At 54.0% G+C, this 15685-nt stretch carries 12 protein-coding genes and 2 pseudogenes; 7 read left to right on the plus strand and 7 right to left on the minus strand.

Going from position 1 to position 15685, the window contains the following annotated elements; genetic code table 11:
- The coding region (locus CPT76_RS38385) for a hypothetical protein (protein WP_219845431.1) at positions 1 to 183 on the plus strand (183 nt) is incomplete at its 5' end.
- A 57-nt stretch (positions 184 to 240) separates the two neighbouring features.
- On the opposite strand, the gene CPT76_RS14990 is transcribed toward CPT76_RS38385, so the two are convergent.
- The 3 genes from CPT76_RS14990 to CPT76_RS15000 are packed head-to-tail and all read right to left on the minus strand — an operon-like array spanning position 241 to position 3742.
- The gene (locus tag CPT76_RS14990) at positions 241 to 1473 is read right to left on the minus strand and encodes an ABC transporter permease (RefSeq protein WP_105443460.1); all 1233 of its coding nucleotides are present in this window, start codon (positions 1471 to 1473) and stop codon (positions 241 to 243) included.
- Positions 1470 to 2162, minus strand: a complete 693-nt coding sequence (locus CPT76_RS14995) for an ABC transporter ATP-binding protein (protein WP_076167516.1) — start codon at positions 2160 to 2162, stop codon at positions 1470 to 1472. Before CPT76_RS14995 ends, CPT76_RS14990 begins: the two co-directional genes overlap by 4 nt.
- The gene (locus CPT76_RS15000; protein ID WP_181152860.1) at positions 2159 to 3742 is read right to left on the minus strand and encodes an efflux RND transporter periplasmic adaptor subunit; all 1584 of its coding nucleotides are present in this window, start codon (positions 3740 to 3742) and stop codon (positions 2159 to 2161) included. Before CPT76_RS15000 ends, CPT76_RS14995 begins: the two co-directional genes overlap by 4 nt.
- 208 nt (positions 3743 to 3950) lie before the next feature.
- Between CPT76_RS15000 and CPT76_RS15005 the strand changes: the two genes are divergently transcribed.
- Positions 3951 to 5255, plus strand: coding sequence for an aminopeptidase (locus tag CPT76_RS15005; RefSeq protein ID WP_105443462.1), 1305 nt, complete (start codon positions 3951 to 3953; stop codon positions 5253 to 5255).
- On the opposite strand, the pseudogene CPT76_RS39755 reads toward CPT76_RS15005, so the two are convergent.
- The 3 genes and pseudogenes from CPT76_RS39755 to CPT76_RS15020 all read right to left on the minus strand — a co-directional run.
- Positions 5185 to 6327, minus strand: a pseudogene (locus CPT76_RS39755) (MFS transporter); the annotation flags it as partial. The gene CPT76_RS15005 and the pseudogene CPT76_RS39755 overlap by 71 nt on opposite strands.
- Before the next feature lie 69 nt (positions 6328 to 6396).
- Entirely contained in the window at positions 6397 to 6675 is a 279-nt protein-coding gene (locus tag CPT76_RS15015) for an ArsR/SmtB family transcription factor (RefSeq protein ID WP_105443464.1), read from the minus strand.
- 200 nt (positions 6676 to 6875) lie between these two features.
- Entirely contained in the window at positions 6876 to 7640 is a 765-nt protein-coding gene (locus CPT76_RS15020) for an exodeoxyribonuclease III (protein WP_105444095.1), read from the minus strand.
- Between the two features lie 224 nt (positions 7641 to 7864).
- Between CPT76_RS15020 and CPT76_RS15025 the strand changes: the two genes are divergently transcribed.
- Positions 7865 to 8986, plus strand: coding sequence for an MFS transporter (locus CPT76_RS15025; RefSeq protein ID WP_374954678.1), 1122 nt, complete (start codon positions 7865 to 7867; stop codon positions 8984 to 8986).
- Positions 8987 to 9040: 54 nt separating this feature from the next.
- Here the strand turns inward: CPT76_RS15025 and CPT76_RS15030 are convergent, their stop codons facing one another.
- Positions 9041 to 9376: an antibiotic biosynthesis monooxygenase gene (locus CPT76_RS15030; RefSeq protein WP_105443466.1), complete on the minus strand. Its 336-nt coding sequence runs from the start codon at positions 9374 to 9376 to the stop codon at positions 9041 to 9043.
- A gap of 294 nt (positions 9377 to 9670) precedes the next feature.
- Between CPT76_RS15030 and fabV the strand changes: the two genes are divergently transcribed.
- The 4 genes and pseudogenes from fabV to CPT76_RS15050 form a co-directional block, all read left to right on the plus strand.
- The gene (fabV, locus tag CPT76_RS15035; RefSeq protein WP_105443467.1) at positions 9671 to 10861 is read left to right on the plus strand and encodes an enoyl-ACP reductase FabV; all 1191 of its coding nucleotides are present in this window, start codon (positions 9671 to 9673) and stop codon (positions 10859 to 10861) included.
- A gap of 640 nt (positions 10862 to 11501) precedes the next feature.
- Positions 11502 to 12907: pseudogene (aspA, locus tag CPT76_RS15040) on the plus strand (aspartate ammonia-lyase).
- Positions 12908 to 13088: 181 nt separating this feature from the next.
- On the plus strand, positions 13089 to 14180 hold the full coding sequence (locus CPT76_RS15045) for a GerAB/ArcD/ProY family transporter (protein WP_105443468.1): 1092 nt from the start codon (positions 13089 to 13091) through the stop codon (positions 14178 to 14180).
- On the plus strand, positions 14177 to 15685 hold a 1509-nt coding region (locus CPT76_RS15050; RefSeq protein WP_105443469.1), incomplete at its 3' end, for a spore germination protein. The genes CPT76_RS15045 and CPT76_RS15050, both read left to right, overlap by 4 nt.

Raw genomic sequence — 15685 nt, forward strand, 5'->3', positions numbered from 1 at the left:
TGGATGCGGCGGAAAAACAGCTGGGATAAACCAGCCATCAGTATGGCCAGGTTTTCCAAGGGAAACTTAAAAAGCCGTGTATCGGCAGCACAAATACGCCGGGTAACGGCTTCAAAAATGACAAGAGGGCATTCCGCCGAACATCATTCGGTGAAATGCCCTTTTTTTCTACCCAAGATGTAATGTTCTTGAGTCGGTTGGTATTCGATTTACATAAATCGGTCCGTCACAAACGGTAGCCTATTCGTACCGCAGCGCCTCGATCGGATCCAGCTTCGCGGCCTGTCTGGCCGGGAATACGCCGAATACGATGCCGATGCAGGCCGAGAACCCGACTGCAAGCAGCACGGAGTTCATGGACACCGCAGTGGTCACGTCCATCAGCTTGCCGACGAACTTGGAGCCGCCGAAGCCAAGGATAACGCCGATCACACCGCCCAGGATAGCCAAGGTGACCGATTCAAACAGGAACTGCGATAGAATCGTCCCTTCCTTGGCCCCGATCGCCTTTCGGATACCGATCTCCCGTGTCCGTTCCGTAACGGACACCAGCATGATATTCATGATGCCGATTCCGCCGACCAGCAGGGATATCGCCGCCACGCCGCCAAGAAACAGGGTCAGCGTTTTGGTGACACTTTCGGCGGAGGACATGACATCCTCCTGGCTTTGAACCCTGAAATCATCGTCGGCCCCGCCAAGTTTATGGCTTTGGCGCATCGTATACTGGATCAGCGCCATGGTGCTGTTGATCACGTCGGTAGATTTGGCTTCGACCAAAATTTGCCGGACACTGCTCCGGGAGCTCCCGGTCTGAAACCGGGACTGAATCGTCGTGATCGGCGCGATGACGGTGTCGTCCTGGTCAACCGTACCCGAAGAACCCTTCGCTTTGAGCACACCGATGACCCGAAACGGGATGTTGTTGATTTTGATCATGCTGCCGACCGCATCGAAGCCCGCTTCACCAAATAGCGTTTCCGCCGTCGTTGCGCCAAGGACCACGACCTTTGCCCGGTCATTGACTTCATCCTCAGTAAAGAAACGACCGATATCCGTCTCCCACGATTTGATGTCGGCATAGCCCGGCGTCGAGCCGATGATCGTGGCGGAGGCCGTGTTCGATCCGTTCAGCAGCTGCGCGCTCACCTGCGAGACCGGCGCGACGTACTCCACGGTATCGATTTTGGAGATCGGGTCAGCGTCCGAAATGTTCAGCGTGCCCGTGCTTCCGCCTTGGTTGCCTCCTGCCGCTGTGCCGGTTGACGACCCCGAGCCTGCGGTAACCGTGATCAGATTGGAACCCAGGCTCTGGATTTGGCTCGTCACCTGCTTGCTCGTTCCCTGACCGATGGAAATCATGGCAATGACGGTCGCCACGCCGATGATGATTCCAAGCATCGTCAGGAAAGAGCGCAGCATGTTGGACCGTAAGCTTCGGATTGAAATGCGCAGCAGTTCCCCCACATTCATACCCGCTCACGCTCCGTATTCAGCCGGTCCGTCTCGATCAGGCCATCGCGAAACCAAATAACCCGTTTCGTATGGGCGGCGATGTCCGGTTCGTGGGTGACGATGACGATCGTATGCCCCTTTTCGTTCAGTCTCCGGAATATGCCCATGATTTCCTCGGATGATGCCGTATCCAAGTTGCCCGTCGGCTCGTCCGCCAAAATAATGGCGGGGTCGTTGCTCAAGGCGCGGGCAATAGCCACCCGCTGCTGCTGTCCCCCGGAGAGCTCATTCGGCTTGTGATGCATCCGGGTTTTCAGGCCGACCAGCTCAAGGCAGTACTCGGCCTTCTCCCGCCGCTCCTTTTTGTTTTTGCCCGCATACAGCATCGGAAGCTCGACGTTTTCAATGGCAGAGGTTCGCTTGAGGAGGTTAAAGTTTTGAAAGACAAAACCGATCTTGCGGTTGCGCACCTCCGACAGCTGCTTGGCCGATGCTGAGCCGATGTCGATGCCGTCCAGCATGTACTTGCCGGAAGTCGGTTTATCCAGACAGCCGATCACATTCATCATGGTCGATTTTCCTGAACCAGACGGTCCCATAATGGAGACAAACTCGCGCTCATCGATTTGAAGGGTGACGCCCTTCAGCGCCTGGACCTCGTTCTCGCCCGATGCATAGATTTTCTTCACTTGATCAAAGGTGATCACTGTCCGCCACCTCCCATTCTGCCGCTGCGTGCTCCGCCTCCGCCAGTTCCTCCGGTTCCACCCGTTCCGCCGCCGCGGTTGAACTGCCGCATCTCGCCGCCTCCGTTCATGCCTCCGAAGCCGCCCATACCGCCCATGCCGCCAAAGCCGCCCATGGTTCCCTGGCTCGTTCCGGTGCTCGTCTTTGTCGTCGTCATCGTAATGGTTACCTTGTCGCCCTCGGACAATCCGGTCAGCACTTCGGAATTCGCCCCGTCATCAAGGCCGGTCGTAATTTCCACCTGCTCCTCTTTGCCGCCTTTGTCGACCATGACAATTTTCCGTCCGCCAAACGACTTGATCGCCGCATCAGGAACTTTCAATACATCCTTCTTACCGTCGGTAATAATGGCAATCGTCGCGCTGATACCCGGAATCAGCTTGTCTGCGTTATCTTGACCCGCCGTGATTTCAATGCCGACCGGGAACGTCACGACGCCGCTGGTCTGCGCTTCCCCGAGCACCGCCTTGGACACGACTTTGCCTTTCAGCGTTACGCCCGTGAGCGCGTCAAATGTTATATTTACTTCCTGGCCGACCTTCACATCGGTGATATCGGTATCGTCAATGGAGGCCGAAATCCGGAAGCTTCCGCCGGTTGAGTACATGGAGATGGCCGAAGCAGCGTCGCCGGCAACAGTCTCCCCAACCTTGGCGTTCACGGCGGAAATGATCCCGTCATACGGCGCATAAATTTTGGCCCCGGCAGCGTTGGCCTTGGCGTCGCTCAAGGCAGCGAGTGCCATGGCCACGTCGGCTTTGGCACTGGCCACGTCGCTTTCAGCCGGCCCTTCCTGCAGCTTGGCCAGCTGCGAAACCGCCTGATCATAGGCGCGGGACGCGCTATCCACCTGTGATTCGGCATTGGTAACCGCTTCTTTCAGCTGATCCAGATTACTCTGCTGCGATACCGCTTGTTTATAAGCGTTCTGGGCATTATCCGCCGCGACTTGAGCGAATAAAATCTGGGACGGGTCCGTCCCCTTCTTCGCTTCGTCCAGCTTGGCTTGCGTGCTGATGACGGCAGCCTTGGCCTTGTCCACCTGTGCCTGCAGGTACGATGCATTGGCCGCCTTTTTCGCGTTCGTAAGCGCCGTCTTGGCGTTTTCCAGGTCGGACTGCGCCTTGGACACCTGGGCTTTTTGTTCGCTTAGGGTAGCCGAGTCCGTCCCAGCCTGGATGCTGTCCAGCTTCGCCACTGCACTGTCATACTTCGCCTGGGCTGATAGCAGCTCGTTTTGCAGCGCCGTTGCATCCATCGTTGCAAGCAGCTCTCCCTTTTTCACCGCTTCCCCGACGCTTACGTTGACCTTGGTCACTTTGGAGTTTCCGCTGAAGCTCAGGTTCACCGATTCGGGTGCTTCCACATTGCCGGAAGACGTTACCGTTTTGGACAAGTCGCCCCTCTCGACGGCATATGTAATGGTCGCCGTTTCCGTTTTCGTCGCACTGGCGTTTTTTTGATAAAAATAAGTCCCCCCCGCACCGATCACAATGACGCATCCGCAAATGATCAGCACGTTTTTTACCGCTTTGTTCATGTCCATTCTCCCTTCCTTCATATGACAAACACGATATCAGCCGAAACTTAAAAAACCTAAACTCGGGTAGGCATGCAAAAAAGTTTTTCGAAAAAGACGGGAAGCCCCGATAAACTTGCATCATGGAAATGGATAGAGATACACTGGTACACAGACATTCTTTTCTCGGCAGGAATGCCATTTTACATATGATGGAGGAACTTGAGTTATGGATCATTTTGAACAAATGCTGGAGAAATACGCCGAACTGGTGATCAAGGTCGGGGTGAACATCCAGCCCGGCCAGGTGCTGCTTGTGCAATCCCCGCTGGAAACCGTAGATTTCACGCGGCAGATCGTGTCCAAAGCCTATGAGGCCGGCGCCAAATACGTTCAGGTCGATTGGGACGACGAGAAGGTGACCCGCATCCGGTATGAACAAGCGCCTGAAGATTCTTTCGCTTATTATCCAAAGTGGCAGGCCGACATGATGGAGCAGCTCGCCGAAGGTGGCGGCGCGGTACTGCACATCAAGGTGCCCGACCCTGAGCTGTTCCGCGGCATCGATTCCGCCAAAGTATCGACGGCCGTGAAAGCGGCGGCGGTGGCCCGCGAGAAGTATCAGGCCTACGTACGCAGCAACAAGGTCAGCTGGTCGCTGATCAAGGCGCCGACCCGCGCCTGGGCGAACAAGGTTTACGCCGATTTGCCGGAAGAAGAACGCGTCCCGGCTATGTGGGAAGCTGTATTCCGCATGAACCGCGTCGACAGCGGGGATCCGGTCGAGGCCTGGCGGGATCATATCGCCGAGCTGAAAAAACGGCAGCAGTACATGAACGACAAGCGGTATAAGAGCCTGCACTACCGTGCTCCAGGCACCGACCTGCGGGTCGAGATGCCGGAAGGGCATTTGTGGCTCGGCGGCGGGGATTTGAAGGAGGACGGCGTGTATTTTGTGGCGAACATGCCGACGGAGGAAATCTACACGATGCCGCTGCGGACCGGAGTCCACGGAACGGTATCCAGCACGCTTCCGCTCAACCTGAACGGCCGGCTGGTGGAAGGCATCAAGTTAACCTTCAAAGACGGAAAAGTGACGGAATACGACGCCGTTTCGGGCCGCGAGCACCTGACATCGCTGCTGGAAACGGATGAAGGCGCGTCCTACCTCGGCGAGATGGCGCTGGTGCCGCATGACTCCCCGATTTCGCTCATGAACCGTGTCTTCTACAATACAGGCGTGGACGAAAATGCTTCCTGCCATTTCGCGCTTGGAAGCTGCTATCCGGTCAATATCGAGGGCGGAACCAAGCTGAGCAAAGAGGAGCTGCTCGCCAAAGGCGGCAACGTCAGCCTGACGCACGTCGATTTCATGATCGGTTCGGACCAATTGGACATTGACGGTGAACTGCCGGACGGCACCGTCGAGCCGGTGTTCCGCGCGGGCAAACAACCTTTCGCCGTGCCGACAGCTGATTCAAGCCGAGCAGCGCCAGCATTGCAACCAGTACCCCCACAGCCCCGATCCATGTAACCGCAGACAGCGAGACGCCCGAGACGACTACGCCGCCGATGCCGGCGCCGGCCGCCATGGACAGCTGCATCATCGATTGGTTGAGCCCCAGCATGACACCGGAGGATTCCGGCTTAATCGTCACCAGATTGTACTGCTGTGCCGGTCCTGTCGACCATGCGGCGAATGACCACAAGATCAGGATGGCGAACACGGCGAACGCCGAGTGGCCGGCCAGACTGAGCAGAATAAGAGCGATCACGTGAAGAGTCATCCCGCTCAATAGGGTGAAGGTCACCCCTTTCTTATCGGCACTGAAGCCTCCCACTTTTGAGCCGACCAGGCTGGCGATGCCAAAAGCTAACAAGGCCGTGCTCAGCAGGCTTTCCTGCAATCCGGATATTTGAAGCAAATAAGGGGACAAATACGTGTAAGCCACCGAGTAGCCGCCCAGCCAAAAGAAACTGATAGACAGGCCCAGCGCGACTTTCGGATTTTTCAGAAGGGAAAACTGCTGCCGAAGGGGCACATGCGCGTCTCCCTGAATCCGCGGGATGGTCACCGAAATGATGAGCATCGCGACAATGCCGAGCAGAGCAATCCCGATAAATACCGCTTTCCAGCCAAAAGCAGCCGCGACCATTCTTCCGAGTGGCACACCGATGATGAGCGAAGCTGTAAAGCCCATGATGACGGTGGCCAAAGAACCAGCCTGTTTACCTTCAGGCGCAATTTTGGCGGCGATGCTAAGCGCCGTGACGACGACCATCCCCGCACCAAGCGCCATCAGTATACGTGACGCCAGCAGCAGTTCATATCCGGGCAGCACGAACGACAAGATGTTGGCGACAACGAAAATGCCAAGGGCCGTGATCATCAGCCTGCGGCGGTCCCACCTTGCCGTCAGGGCCATGAGAACAGGCGTAGCGATCGCGTATGTCAGTGAGAACACGGTAATCAGCTGGCCCGCGGCAACGACTGTAATGCCCATCGAATCCGCAATTTTATCCAAAATACCGGAAACGATGTATTCCGAGGTACCCACCAAAAAGCTGATAATGGCCAAAATGTAAATCTTCCAGGTGCTGGTCATAAATGCAATCAAACTCCTTTGAATAATATTTTCGTATTTCTACAATCATAGAAATAAAGGACAAAAAAATTAGTTCAACAGAAATGGCGCATATTTCTGCGCTACCTCACGGTTCAGGCAGTAGAAAATAAAGGTGCCTTCCTTACGGGAATCCAGCAGACCGCTCTCTGCAAGCTGCTTCAGATGATGGGACAGCGTGGAGTCCGCTACGGATTCCAGCTTGCTCCCAAGCGTGGAACAGCAGGCTTCACCTTCCCGGGAAAGGATCATTGCCACTTTCAAACGTGTCGGTTCGCCCAGTGCCTTGTATATTTTTACGGCTTGCTTGGACTCCACATCTTCGTTCATATCTGCTCCTCCTTCCTGATTTCGTATTTCTATATTTATAGAAATAAAGTAGCATACGGTTTACCGGATTGTCAACACCCCATCTTTGTGGATGATATTAAAAAAGGATCATGCCCCTCACTCACCGCTGCAATGTCTGATGATGTTTATTGCCGCAGTGAGCCAAGGGGATGACGGATTACAAGGACAAGATCCACCGTTTACAGCTTCGTTTCGTCCACCAGCAGCTTGACCGGACAATGATCGCTCCCCAGGATCAGATGATCGATCTGGGCGTCAATCAGGGACGGGGCAAGCCGTTCCGATACGAGAAAATAGTCGATCCGCCAGCCCACGTTCCGCTCACGGATTTTGGGCATGTAGGACCACCAGGTATACGCGCCTTCCTGCTCCGGGTAAAAATGTCTGAACGTATCGATCAGCCCCGTATTCAGCAGTTCTGTCATTTTCCCGCGTTCCTGAGGAGTAAAACCCGAGTTTTCACGGTTCGACTTCGGATTCTTCAGGTCGATTTCCTGATGGGCGACATTTAGATCCCCGCAAATGATGACAGGCTTCCGCGCATCCAGCTGCTGAATGTAGCTTCTGAACCGGTCCTCCCATTCCAGCCGGAGATCCAGTCTCGACAGATCGCGGCGCGCGTTGGGCGTATACACGTTGACCAAGTAAAACCCTTCGTACTCGAGCGTAAGGATTCTCCCTTCCGGCTCCCCGTCCTCTTCCAGCCCGGAGTACACGGACAACGGCTTCTGCTTGGTAAAGACGGCGGTACCGGAATAGCCCTTCTTCTCGGCGTAGTTCCAGTATTGGTAATACTCGTCCATGCCGTCCAGGCAAATCTGCCCTTCCTGGAGCTTCGTCTCCTGCACGCAGAAGATGTCCGCGTCCACTTGCTTTACATATTCTATAAAACCTTTATTGACACAGGCTCTAAGCCCGTTCACGTTCCAAGATACCAATTTAATCATCATTTCCCCCGCTGTTGTTGAAGTCTGTAACTCTAGTCTACCATACTACGTCCGCCCCTTCCGTGACAAATCGGTGATTTAGAAAATGATAGATTCATGATACAATGTCCTAACGCGATTCAACCTATTTCCAAAATGACGTGAGGGATCTAATGTACCAATGAGAACTTCCGCTCCTGTTAAAGCGTTTAATTTTTGTTTTCGCCCTGCTGGCCATTTTCATCCCGTTTCTTCCCGTATATTTTGATGAGCAGGGACTATCGCCTTCCCAGATCGGCTTCATCGTCGGTACGGGGGGATTTATCACGATTGTGGCCCAGCCGCTGTGGGGGATGATCAGCGACCGGACCAAAACGATCCGGAAAGTGCTGCTGCTCCTTCTTGTTTGCGCCATCATGACTGGCTTTGTCCTGTATCATACCGGCACGTACAGCTTGATCATCCTGTTTGCCATGCTTACCTACTTTTTTCTAATGCCGGTTGATCCGCTGACGGAAAGCCTGAATTTCCGCGTCGCCGAATCGGCGGGGATCAGCTACGGCTCGCTTCGCACCTACGGGGCGCTTGGCTATGCAGTGATGTCATTGTTCGCAGGCTATTTCATGACTTCGTACGGCGCGCACAGCCTGGCGTATTTGTTTGGGGCCATCGGGCTGGTCAGCTTTGTCATTACGCTGTTCATGCCGGACGCTCCGGTGTCGGGCAAACCGGTCACCCTTTCCAGCCTGAAGCATTTTCTCAGCAGCAGAGAAACTCTGCTCTTTCTCATCCTGGTCTTTATCAGCTCGATCCCCGCGCGGATGAACGATACTTATTTAGGAGTTTACATCAAGGAGTTGGGCGGGACGGCCAGCCTGGTGGGACAAGCCTGGTTTCTGGCAGCCGGAAGCGAGATCGTCGTGTTCGCCTTGAGCTTCTGGTGGCTCCGCAAAGGCAGCGAGCTGATGCTGATCGCCTTTTCGGGATTTTTTTACTTTATACGCTTTTTCGTATCGGCCTGGATAGAGGATCCGCATCTCCTCGCCTATTTGCAGTTACTGCAGCTGCTCACCTTTCCGGTCTTTTATTCCGCCGCCATTCAGTACCTGTACCGCATCGTTCCGGTCGAATGGCGGGCAACCGGGCAGACGGTGCTGGCGCTGCTGTTCTTCGGGGTTTCCGGCATTATCGCTTCCTTTGCTGGCGGTGCGCTGTATGAGGCATTCGGCGGGAGGACACTGTTTCTGACGATATCCGGCATGTCGCTGGCTGGAACGCTATTCGGAATTGTACTGTACCGGATTTACGGGCACAGAGTCCGTGCAGCAACTGCAGAGCCGGCCGGAGAGGACGCCCCAGAATAATCGTGAAGGCCACAAAAAACCGCCATTAGAGGCGGTTTTTTCTTGTGTACGATATTAATTGGTGCTGGAAGAAGCCTTGCCCGGCTTCACCGCCTGCACTTCATACATTTTGACGGTCGTGCTAATCATATAGGCTGGCGGCTCCTGGCCCTTCTTGTCGCGATGACCTTGAAGATGCGCGTCGCTTTTCTCCCAATTTTTCCAATCTTCCTGGGACTCCCAGCGGATCAAGACGACGACTTCGTCCTGCTCTCTTCCACGGGTATTGACCATGACCGTTCTGTCGATCAATCCGTTCATCTCGTCCATCGGGCCGTCCTTGGTGAATCTGGCGGCAACCTGTTCGCTGTACCCTTTTTGCACAGCCATTGTTCTCAATTGAATAAACATAGGTGGTTCCTCCCGTCAATCGATATGGTTGCTGTATTCCTGCGGAATCATCGCCTCATGTCGGCTCCGTGATTTCCGGACTGTATCCATCTTACTTGATAATGATTCTCATTGTCAAATGGCTGGACATCCCGAAATCTCTCCGCTTCTACCATTCACCGCTTAAACCCTTGTATTTCGGTTTTTAGATATAATATCATTAAAGGAGTTTCCTCATGGCTGTTGTATGGGATACATAAAACCAGACTCCAAACAAACGATACTTTACTTTAAAAAGAGAGGATAATCATTCACATGATCATCAAACCAAGAACCCGGGGCTTTATCTGCACGACGGCACATCCTGTAGGATGCGCTGCGCAGGTCCAAGCCCAAATCGATTACGTCAAATCCAAGCCGGCCGTCCAAGGGCCAAAAAACGTGCTCGTGATCGGCGCGTCGACCGGCTATGGCTTGGCGGCACGCATCACAGCTGCATTCGGGGCCGGAGCGAATACCGTAGGCGTATACCGCCCAAGCAGCGGTTCCGAGAAACGGACAGCCTCCGCCGGATGGTACAATTCCGCCGCGTTTGAACAAGCAGCTGAAGCGGCCGGGCTTAAATCTTTCAGCGTGACAGGGGACGCCTTCTCGACAGAAACGAAGGAGAAAACGGTGGAATTGATCCGTTCCGAACTCGGTCAGGTCGACCTGGTGGTGTACAGTGTGGCATCCGCCCGGAGAACCGATCCGGTCACCGGCGAAGTGTACAATTCCACCCTTAAACCGCTGGGTAAGCCCTATACGAATAAAACCGTCAACTTCCACACCGGCGAAATCAGCGAAGTGACCATTGAACCCGCTACGGAAGAAGAAGTCCGCGGTACGATTGCGGTCATGGGCGGGGACGACTGGCAGCTGTGGATCGATGCACTGGAGCAGGGCGGCGTGCTGGCCGACGGAGCCGCCACCATTTCCTTCTCCTACATCGGTTCGGACATCACCCAGGCCGTGTACCGAGAAGGCTCCATCGGCAAAGCCAAGGATCACCTGGAAGCCACTGCGCTGAAGCTGAACGACCAGCTGGCAGCCAAAAACGGACGCGCTTATGTCGTTGTCAGCAAAGGGCTGGTGACCCAATCCAGTTCGGCGATCCCGGTCGTGCCGCTGTACATCTCCGCCTTGTACAAGGTCATGAAAGAAAAAGGCATCCACGAAGGATGCATCGAGCAGACGTACCGCTTGTTTACCGACCGTCTGTATACCGGCGGCGAAACGCCTGTTGATGAAGTCGGCAGAATCCGCATCGACGACTGGGAGCTCCGCGAAGATGTGCAGGCTGAAGTCGCCGACATCTGGAACAGCATCACATCGGACAACATCTATGATCTGACCGATCTTCATGGGTACCGCCGCGAATTCTTCCAGCTGTTCGGCTTTGAGACGGATGGTGTCGATTATGAAGCCGACGTAAATCCTGACGTGAAGGTTCCGCATTCCGTTTAACCGATTTATACGCTTATTTTTTATAGAGAAGCCCGTGTATGCTTGTTCGCATACCCGGGCTTTTTGGCTTGTTCACCAATTCTTCGATGTGACGAATCATAAACGGCCATCCTCCGGGTATGTTAATGAAGACGGTCCTGAACGATCGGTTGGTCGGCATTGTCAATGACTTCTCTGAACATGTTCCTCTCCTCCGGAGACTCGGGAACATGCATCTGCGGGAAATTGGCCTTCAAAATCTTTTCCAGTTCCCAACCGTCATCTGGAAATCGACTTGCGGCCGCTGATCCGTAGCAGCAGGATACCTGCCAGCGCTACGACCGCCGACTCCCAGACTATGAACATGATACGCCTCCTCTTTTTTATGCCAAGCTGTGCGAAGTGTAAAAGCTCCTTCTAAGAAAGCCTTGCCACCAATACAAAGCTCAAACGTATGTGTGTAGAAGTACGTCATTCACCGTCCCCCAGGTCCGTATCGTCCGTTTTCAGTGGACAAATGAATGATCTTTACACTCCTCGTTGACAATAAACTAGCAAATTTGAAGACAACCAGCGTATAATGGTAGCGAGTCCGACAAATCACAGCGTTTACATGCGGCTCTATGACTTATCAGTACAGATACCCGGAGGATTGATTTTCATGAGATTGGAAAAAGATTTTCTAGGCACCAAAGAAGTTCCCAACCATGCATACTACGGCATTCAAACCCTGCGCGCAAAGGAGAACTTTCCGATTACCGGACAGCGTCTGCATCCTGAATTGATCCGGTCGATGGCCATGGTCAAAAAGGCTGCAGCATTGGCTAATATGGAAATCAAACGGCTGCTTCCAGCCAAAGGTGAGGCCATTGTACAAGCCGCAGATGAGATCATTGGCGGTGAGTGGCTCGACCAATTTATCGTGGATCCGATCCAGGGCGGCGCCGGTACATCGATAAATATGAATACGAACGAAGTGATTGCGAACCGGGCTCTGGAATTGATGGGCAAGGAAAAAGGCAGCTACGCCGATATCAGCCCAAACAACCATGTCAACATGGCGCAATCGACCAACGATCGTTCCGACGCGTCCATCTGGCGACACTGACCATGATTGACAAGCTCGTGGCGACCATGACCGATCTGCACCAGGCCTTCGTCGATAAAGCAAACGAGTTTGATGCGGTGATCAAGATGGGCCGAACCCATCTGCAGGACGCCGTTCCGATCCGTCTCGGGCAGGAATTCCAGGCATACGCCCGCGTGCTGGGCCGTGACATTGAGCGGGTCAAAGCCACCAAGAACAACCTGCTGCATATTAACATGGGCGCAACGGCGGTCGGTACAGGCCTCAATGCCGATTTGACCTACATCAAGCGCGTGGCCGAAATTCTGGCAGAACTCAGCGGTTTTCCGGTGCAGGCAGCGGATCATCTTGTCGATGCCACCCAGAATACCGACGCCTATACCGAGGTGTCCGCCGCTTTAAAAATTTGCATGATGAACATGTCCAAAGTCGCCAACGATATCCGGCTGATGGCTTCCGGCCCACGGGCAGGACTTGGGGAACTTTCTCTCCCTTCACGCCAGCCGGGTTCCTCCATTATGCCGGGGAAGGTCAATCCGGTCATGTGCGAGGTTATCAATCAAATCGCGTTCCAGGTGATCGGTAACGACCATACGATCTGCCTGGCATCCGAAGCTGGCCAGTTGGAGCTGAACGTCATGGAGCCGGTTCTCGTCTACAACCTGCTGCAATCGCTGGAAATTATGAATCAGGGCTTCCGCGTGTTCCGCGAGCACTGCGTCGAGGGCATTCAGGCTAATGTGGAGCGGTGCAGGGAATATGTTGAGAACAGCGTCGGCATCATTACGGCACTGAATCCGCACCTCGGCTACGAAGTCGTATCCCGCATTGCGCGCGAAGCGATCACGACCGGCAAGTCGGTTCGAGAGCTGTGCCTGCTGTACAACGTGCTGACGGAAGAAGAGCTGAACATCATCCTTGATCCTTACCAAATGACCAATCCGGGCATTGCAGGCGAAGCGCTGCTGCGGAAGGAATAAAATAATTGGAACAGGCCGTGCCGGTATTGGCACGGTCTTTTTTTAGAAGAATGTCCGCACTATCCCTCCGATTTCACCCCGATTTTTTGAAAATATCGATGTAAATACATAAAATCCACCGTTCTTTACCATACTACCCTTTATCTAAATTAAAGCTACCCGGAATAGAGTGATAAGCATAATGGGTTCTGTCAATCGAATGAATTTCTCCCATATCTGTATGATCCTCATGCTGACGAATGGGCTAACCAGTCATGTCATCGTCAATCCCATGATTTTGGATGCATCAGGCCGGGATGCCTGGGTTTCCGTCCTCATGGCTGCGCTCATTTACGTGCCCTGGTCGCTGCTGCTCGTCTGGTTCATGAAGAGATCCGGTAACCGCAAGCTGCAGCCCTGGCTTGCCGAACGGACAAAACCATGGATTTCCTGGGTTCTCATGGTTCCGATGTGCCTGTATTTGTACACCATAGGAGGCCTCACGCTGCTTCACACCTCCACCTGGACCATCACCAATTACCTGCCGGCCACCCCAAAGCTGGTGCTCGTAACCGCCCTGGCACTGGTCTGCCTGTACGGGGCCAAAACAGGTCTGCGCTCCATGGCAATCGGAGCGGGCGTCCTGCTGCCGATCGTCGTCGTTCTGGGGATTTTCGTCTCGGTGTCCAACAGCGCTCATAAAAATTATAAGATGTTGTTACCCCTAATGGAGCACGGGTGGGTACCGCCTGTTCATGGCATGCTGTATGCGGGAGGGGCGTTTATCGAACTGATCGTCATCTTGACGATGCAGCACCGGATCCGGTCGAACACGAAGCCGTGGCACATGATCGTGTTCACACTGCTGATGGTATGGATTACGCTCGGACCCGTCATAGGAGCCATCACCGAGTTTGGGCCAGTCGAAGCAGCCAAGCAGGCCACTTCTCCTTATGAACAGTGGCGGCTGGTCAAAATCGGTGATTATGTAGAGCATGTGGACTTTTTCTCGGTGTACCAATGGCTTGCCGGTTCATCGATTCGAATTAGCCTGTCTTTGTTTCTGCTTGCGGACATCATGCCCTTCTCCAACCAAACGATGCGGGGCCGATTTATCATCGCCCTAACGTTCAGTTACATCGTGTTATGTATGTTTCCGTACAGCCAGCAGGACTTTTACAACATGATGTACCGGTATTATTTTCCGGCTTCCTTGATATTGGGAATCTCGTACTCCCTGATATGCGTTGGCATCTCCTTCATTCCGAATAAAAGAAGGGAGCGTACGACATGACGGATACTGAAAATAAAAATTACTTGCCCCAAGGGGATCACGATCCATCGGATGATCGCAAAGAAGAAAGTCATGCGCACAACGGTAATAGTGGAAAGCAAAGCCAAGAGCGCGGAAAAAACAGGGATCAAGGTAAACGCAGCGGCAATTCACCGGACCAGGCTCCAGAAGAAACAGGCGAGGAGAATGGCGAGCCGCTTTCCGACAATCCAGAGGACAACCGGAACGTTAGCGATTCCGAGCAGGGGAATAATCAGCGAAAAAATGGGGATACCGATGACAAAACATCAGAGAGCACCAATTCGGATGATAACAATCCTCAGAAAGGCAGCTCCGATGACGACTCCTCGGATGAACCGAGGCTTTGGAATTTTAGTAGGCTGAACGATTTATTTGCCAAAAGCGCCGATATCAAGGTCCAAATGCACCGGCTCAGCAAGTCCAATCCTTATTCTGAGATCGTCCTGGTCTTTGCCGATGGTCTATGCGAGTCATCGCTGCTCGGCAAAGTCATTCTGCCGGAGCTCTACGACATGTATGAGAAAGACGGCCTCCCATCCAAAAAAGGCGAACTGCTTGCCGGCAAGCTGCCGTTAAGCCTGCTAAAGACGAACGCTCCCAGCAGTGCGATAGAGGAAGCCGTCTTTCAGGGGAGTGTCGTCCTGTTCCTCCCGCATACCAACGAGCTGTATACTATGGACATCAGCAACATGCCTAAACGGACACCGGAGGAGTCTACGACCGAAATTTCCGTCAAAGGCCCGAAAGACGGTTTTACCGAAGATATCAGCACCAACGTCGCACTGATCCGCAAGCGGATCCGCAGCACCACGCTCTGCAACGAAACGTTTGTGATGGGCAGACGCACACGGACGCGGGTATCTCTCCTTTACATTGAAGACATCATCTCGCCTAAGCTTCTGGAGGAGGTTAAAAAGCGGATGTCTAAAATCGACATGGACGGATTGTATACGGCCAGCCAGCTCGAGGAACTGCTGTCCGACTCGAAATACTCCCTGCTGCCGCTGATCGATTTTACGGGCCGTCCGGATTACGCGGTCAGCTCGTTGATCAACGGGAGATTCGTCATCATCGTAGACGGCAATCCGATGGTGCTTACTGGTCCTGGCTCGCTGTCCCTGCTTATGAAATCGCCGGAGGACATCCACTTTAATTACATTTACATCTCCTTTGTCCGGCTGATCCGCGTGCTCAGTCTCGTCTTGTCCGTAGCTCTGCCGGGATTCTGGGTGGCCTTGACCGCGTTTCACCAGGACCAGCTTCCGTACCGGATGATGGCGACGATTTCGGTGACCCGTCTGGGCCTGCCCTTTTCCGCACAGATGGAGCTGTTTCTGCTGCTCCTCCTGTTTGAGATCTTCCGCGAGGCCGGCATCCGGCTGCCCACCACGATCGGCCAGACCTTGACCGTCATCGGCGGTCTTATCATCGGCGATGCCGCCATCCGTGCCGGGCTGGTCTCGCCGTCATCCGTCGTCGTGGGC

Origin of the sequence: Paenibacillus sp. AR247, assembly GCF_002968895.1 — a bacterium.
In the GTDB taxonomy this organism is placed as follows: domain Bacteria; phylum Bacillota; class Bacilli; order Paenibacillales; family Paenibacillaceae; genus Paenibacillus_AQ; species Paenibacillus_AQ favisporus.

What these genes read in the sequence shown, in the direction of transcription:
- CPT76_RS15000 (WP_181152860.1), bottom strand. Translation starts at nt 3,742, where the DNA reads ATGAACAAAGCGGTAAAAAACGTGCTGATCATTTGCGGATGCGTCATT.
- CPT76_RS15030 (WP_105443466.1), bottom strand. Translation starts at nt 9,376, where the DNA reads ATGTTTATTCAATTGAGAACAATGGCTGTGCAAAAAGGGTACAGCGAA.
- fabV (WP_105443467.1), top strand. Translation starts at nt 9,671, where the DNA reads ATGATCATCAAACCAAGAACCCGGGGCTTTATCTGCACGACGGCACAT.
- CPT76_RS15015 (WP_105443464.1), bottom strand. Translation starts at nt 6,675, where the DNA reads ATGAACGAAGATGTGGAGTCCAAGCAAGCCGTAAAAATATACAAGGCA.
- CPT76_RS15045 (WP_105443468.1), top strand. Translation starts at nt 13,089, where the DNA reads ATGGGTTCTGTCAATCGAATGAATTTCTCCCATATCTGTATGATCCTC.
- CPT76_RS15005 (WP_105443462.1), top strand. Translation starts at nt 3,951, where the DNA reads ATGGATCATTTTGAACAAATGCTGGAGAAATACGCCGAACTGGTGATC.
- CPT76_RS14990 (WP_105443460.1), bottom strand. Translation starts at nt 1,473, where the DNA reads ATGAATGTGGGGGAACTGCTGCGCATTTCAATCCGAAGCTTACGGTCC.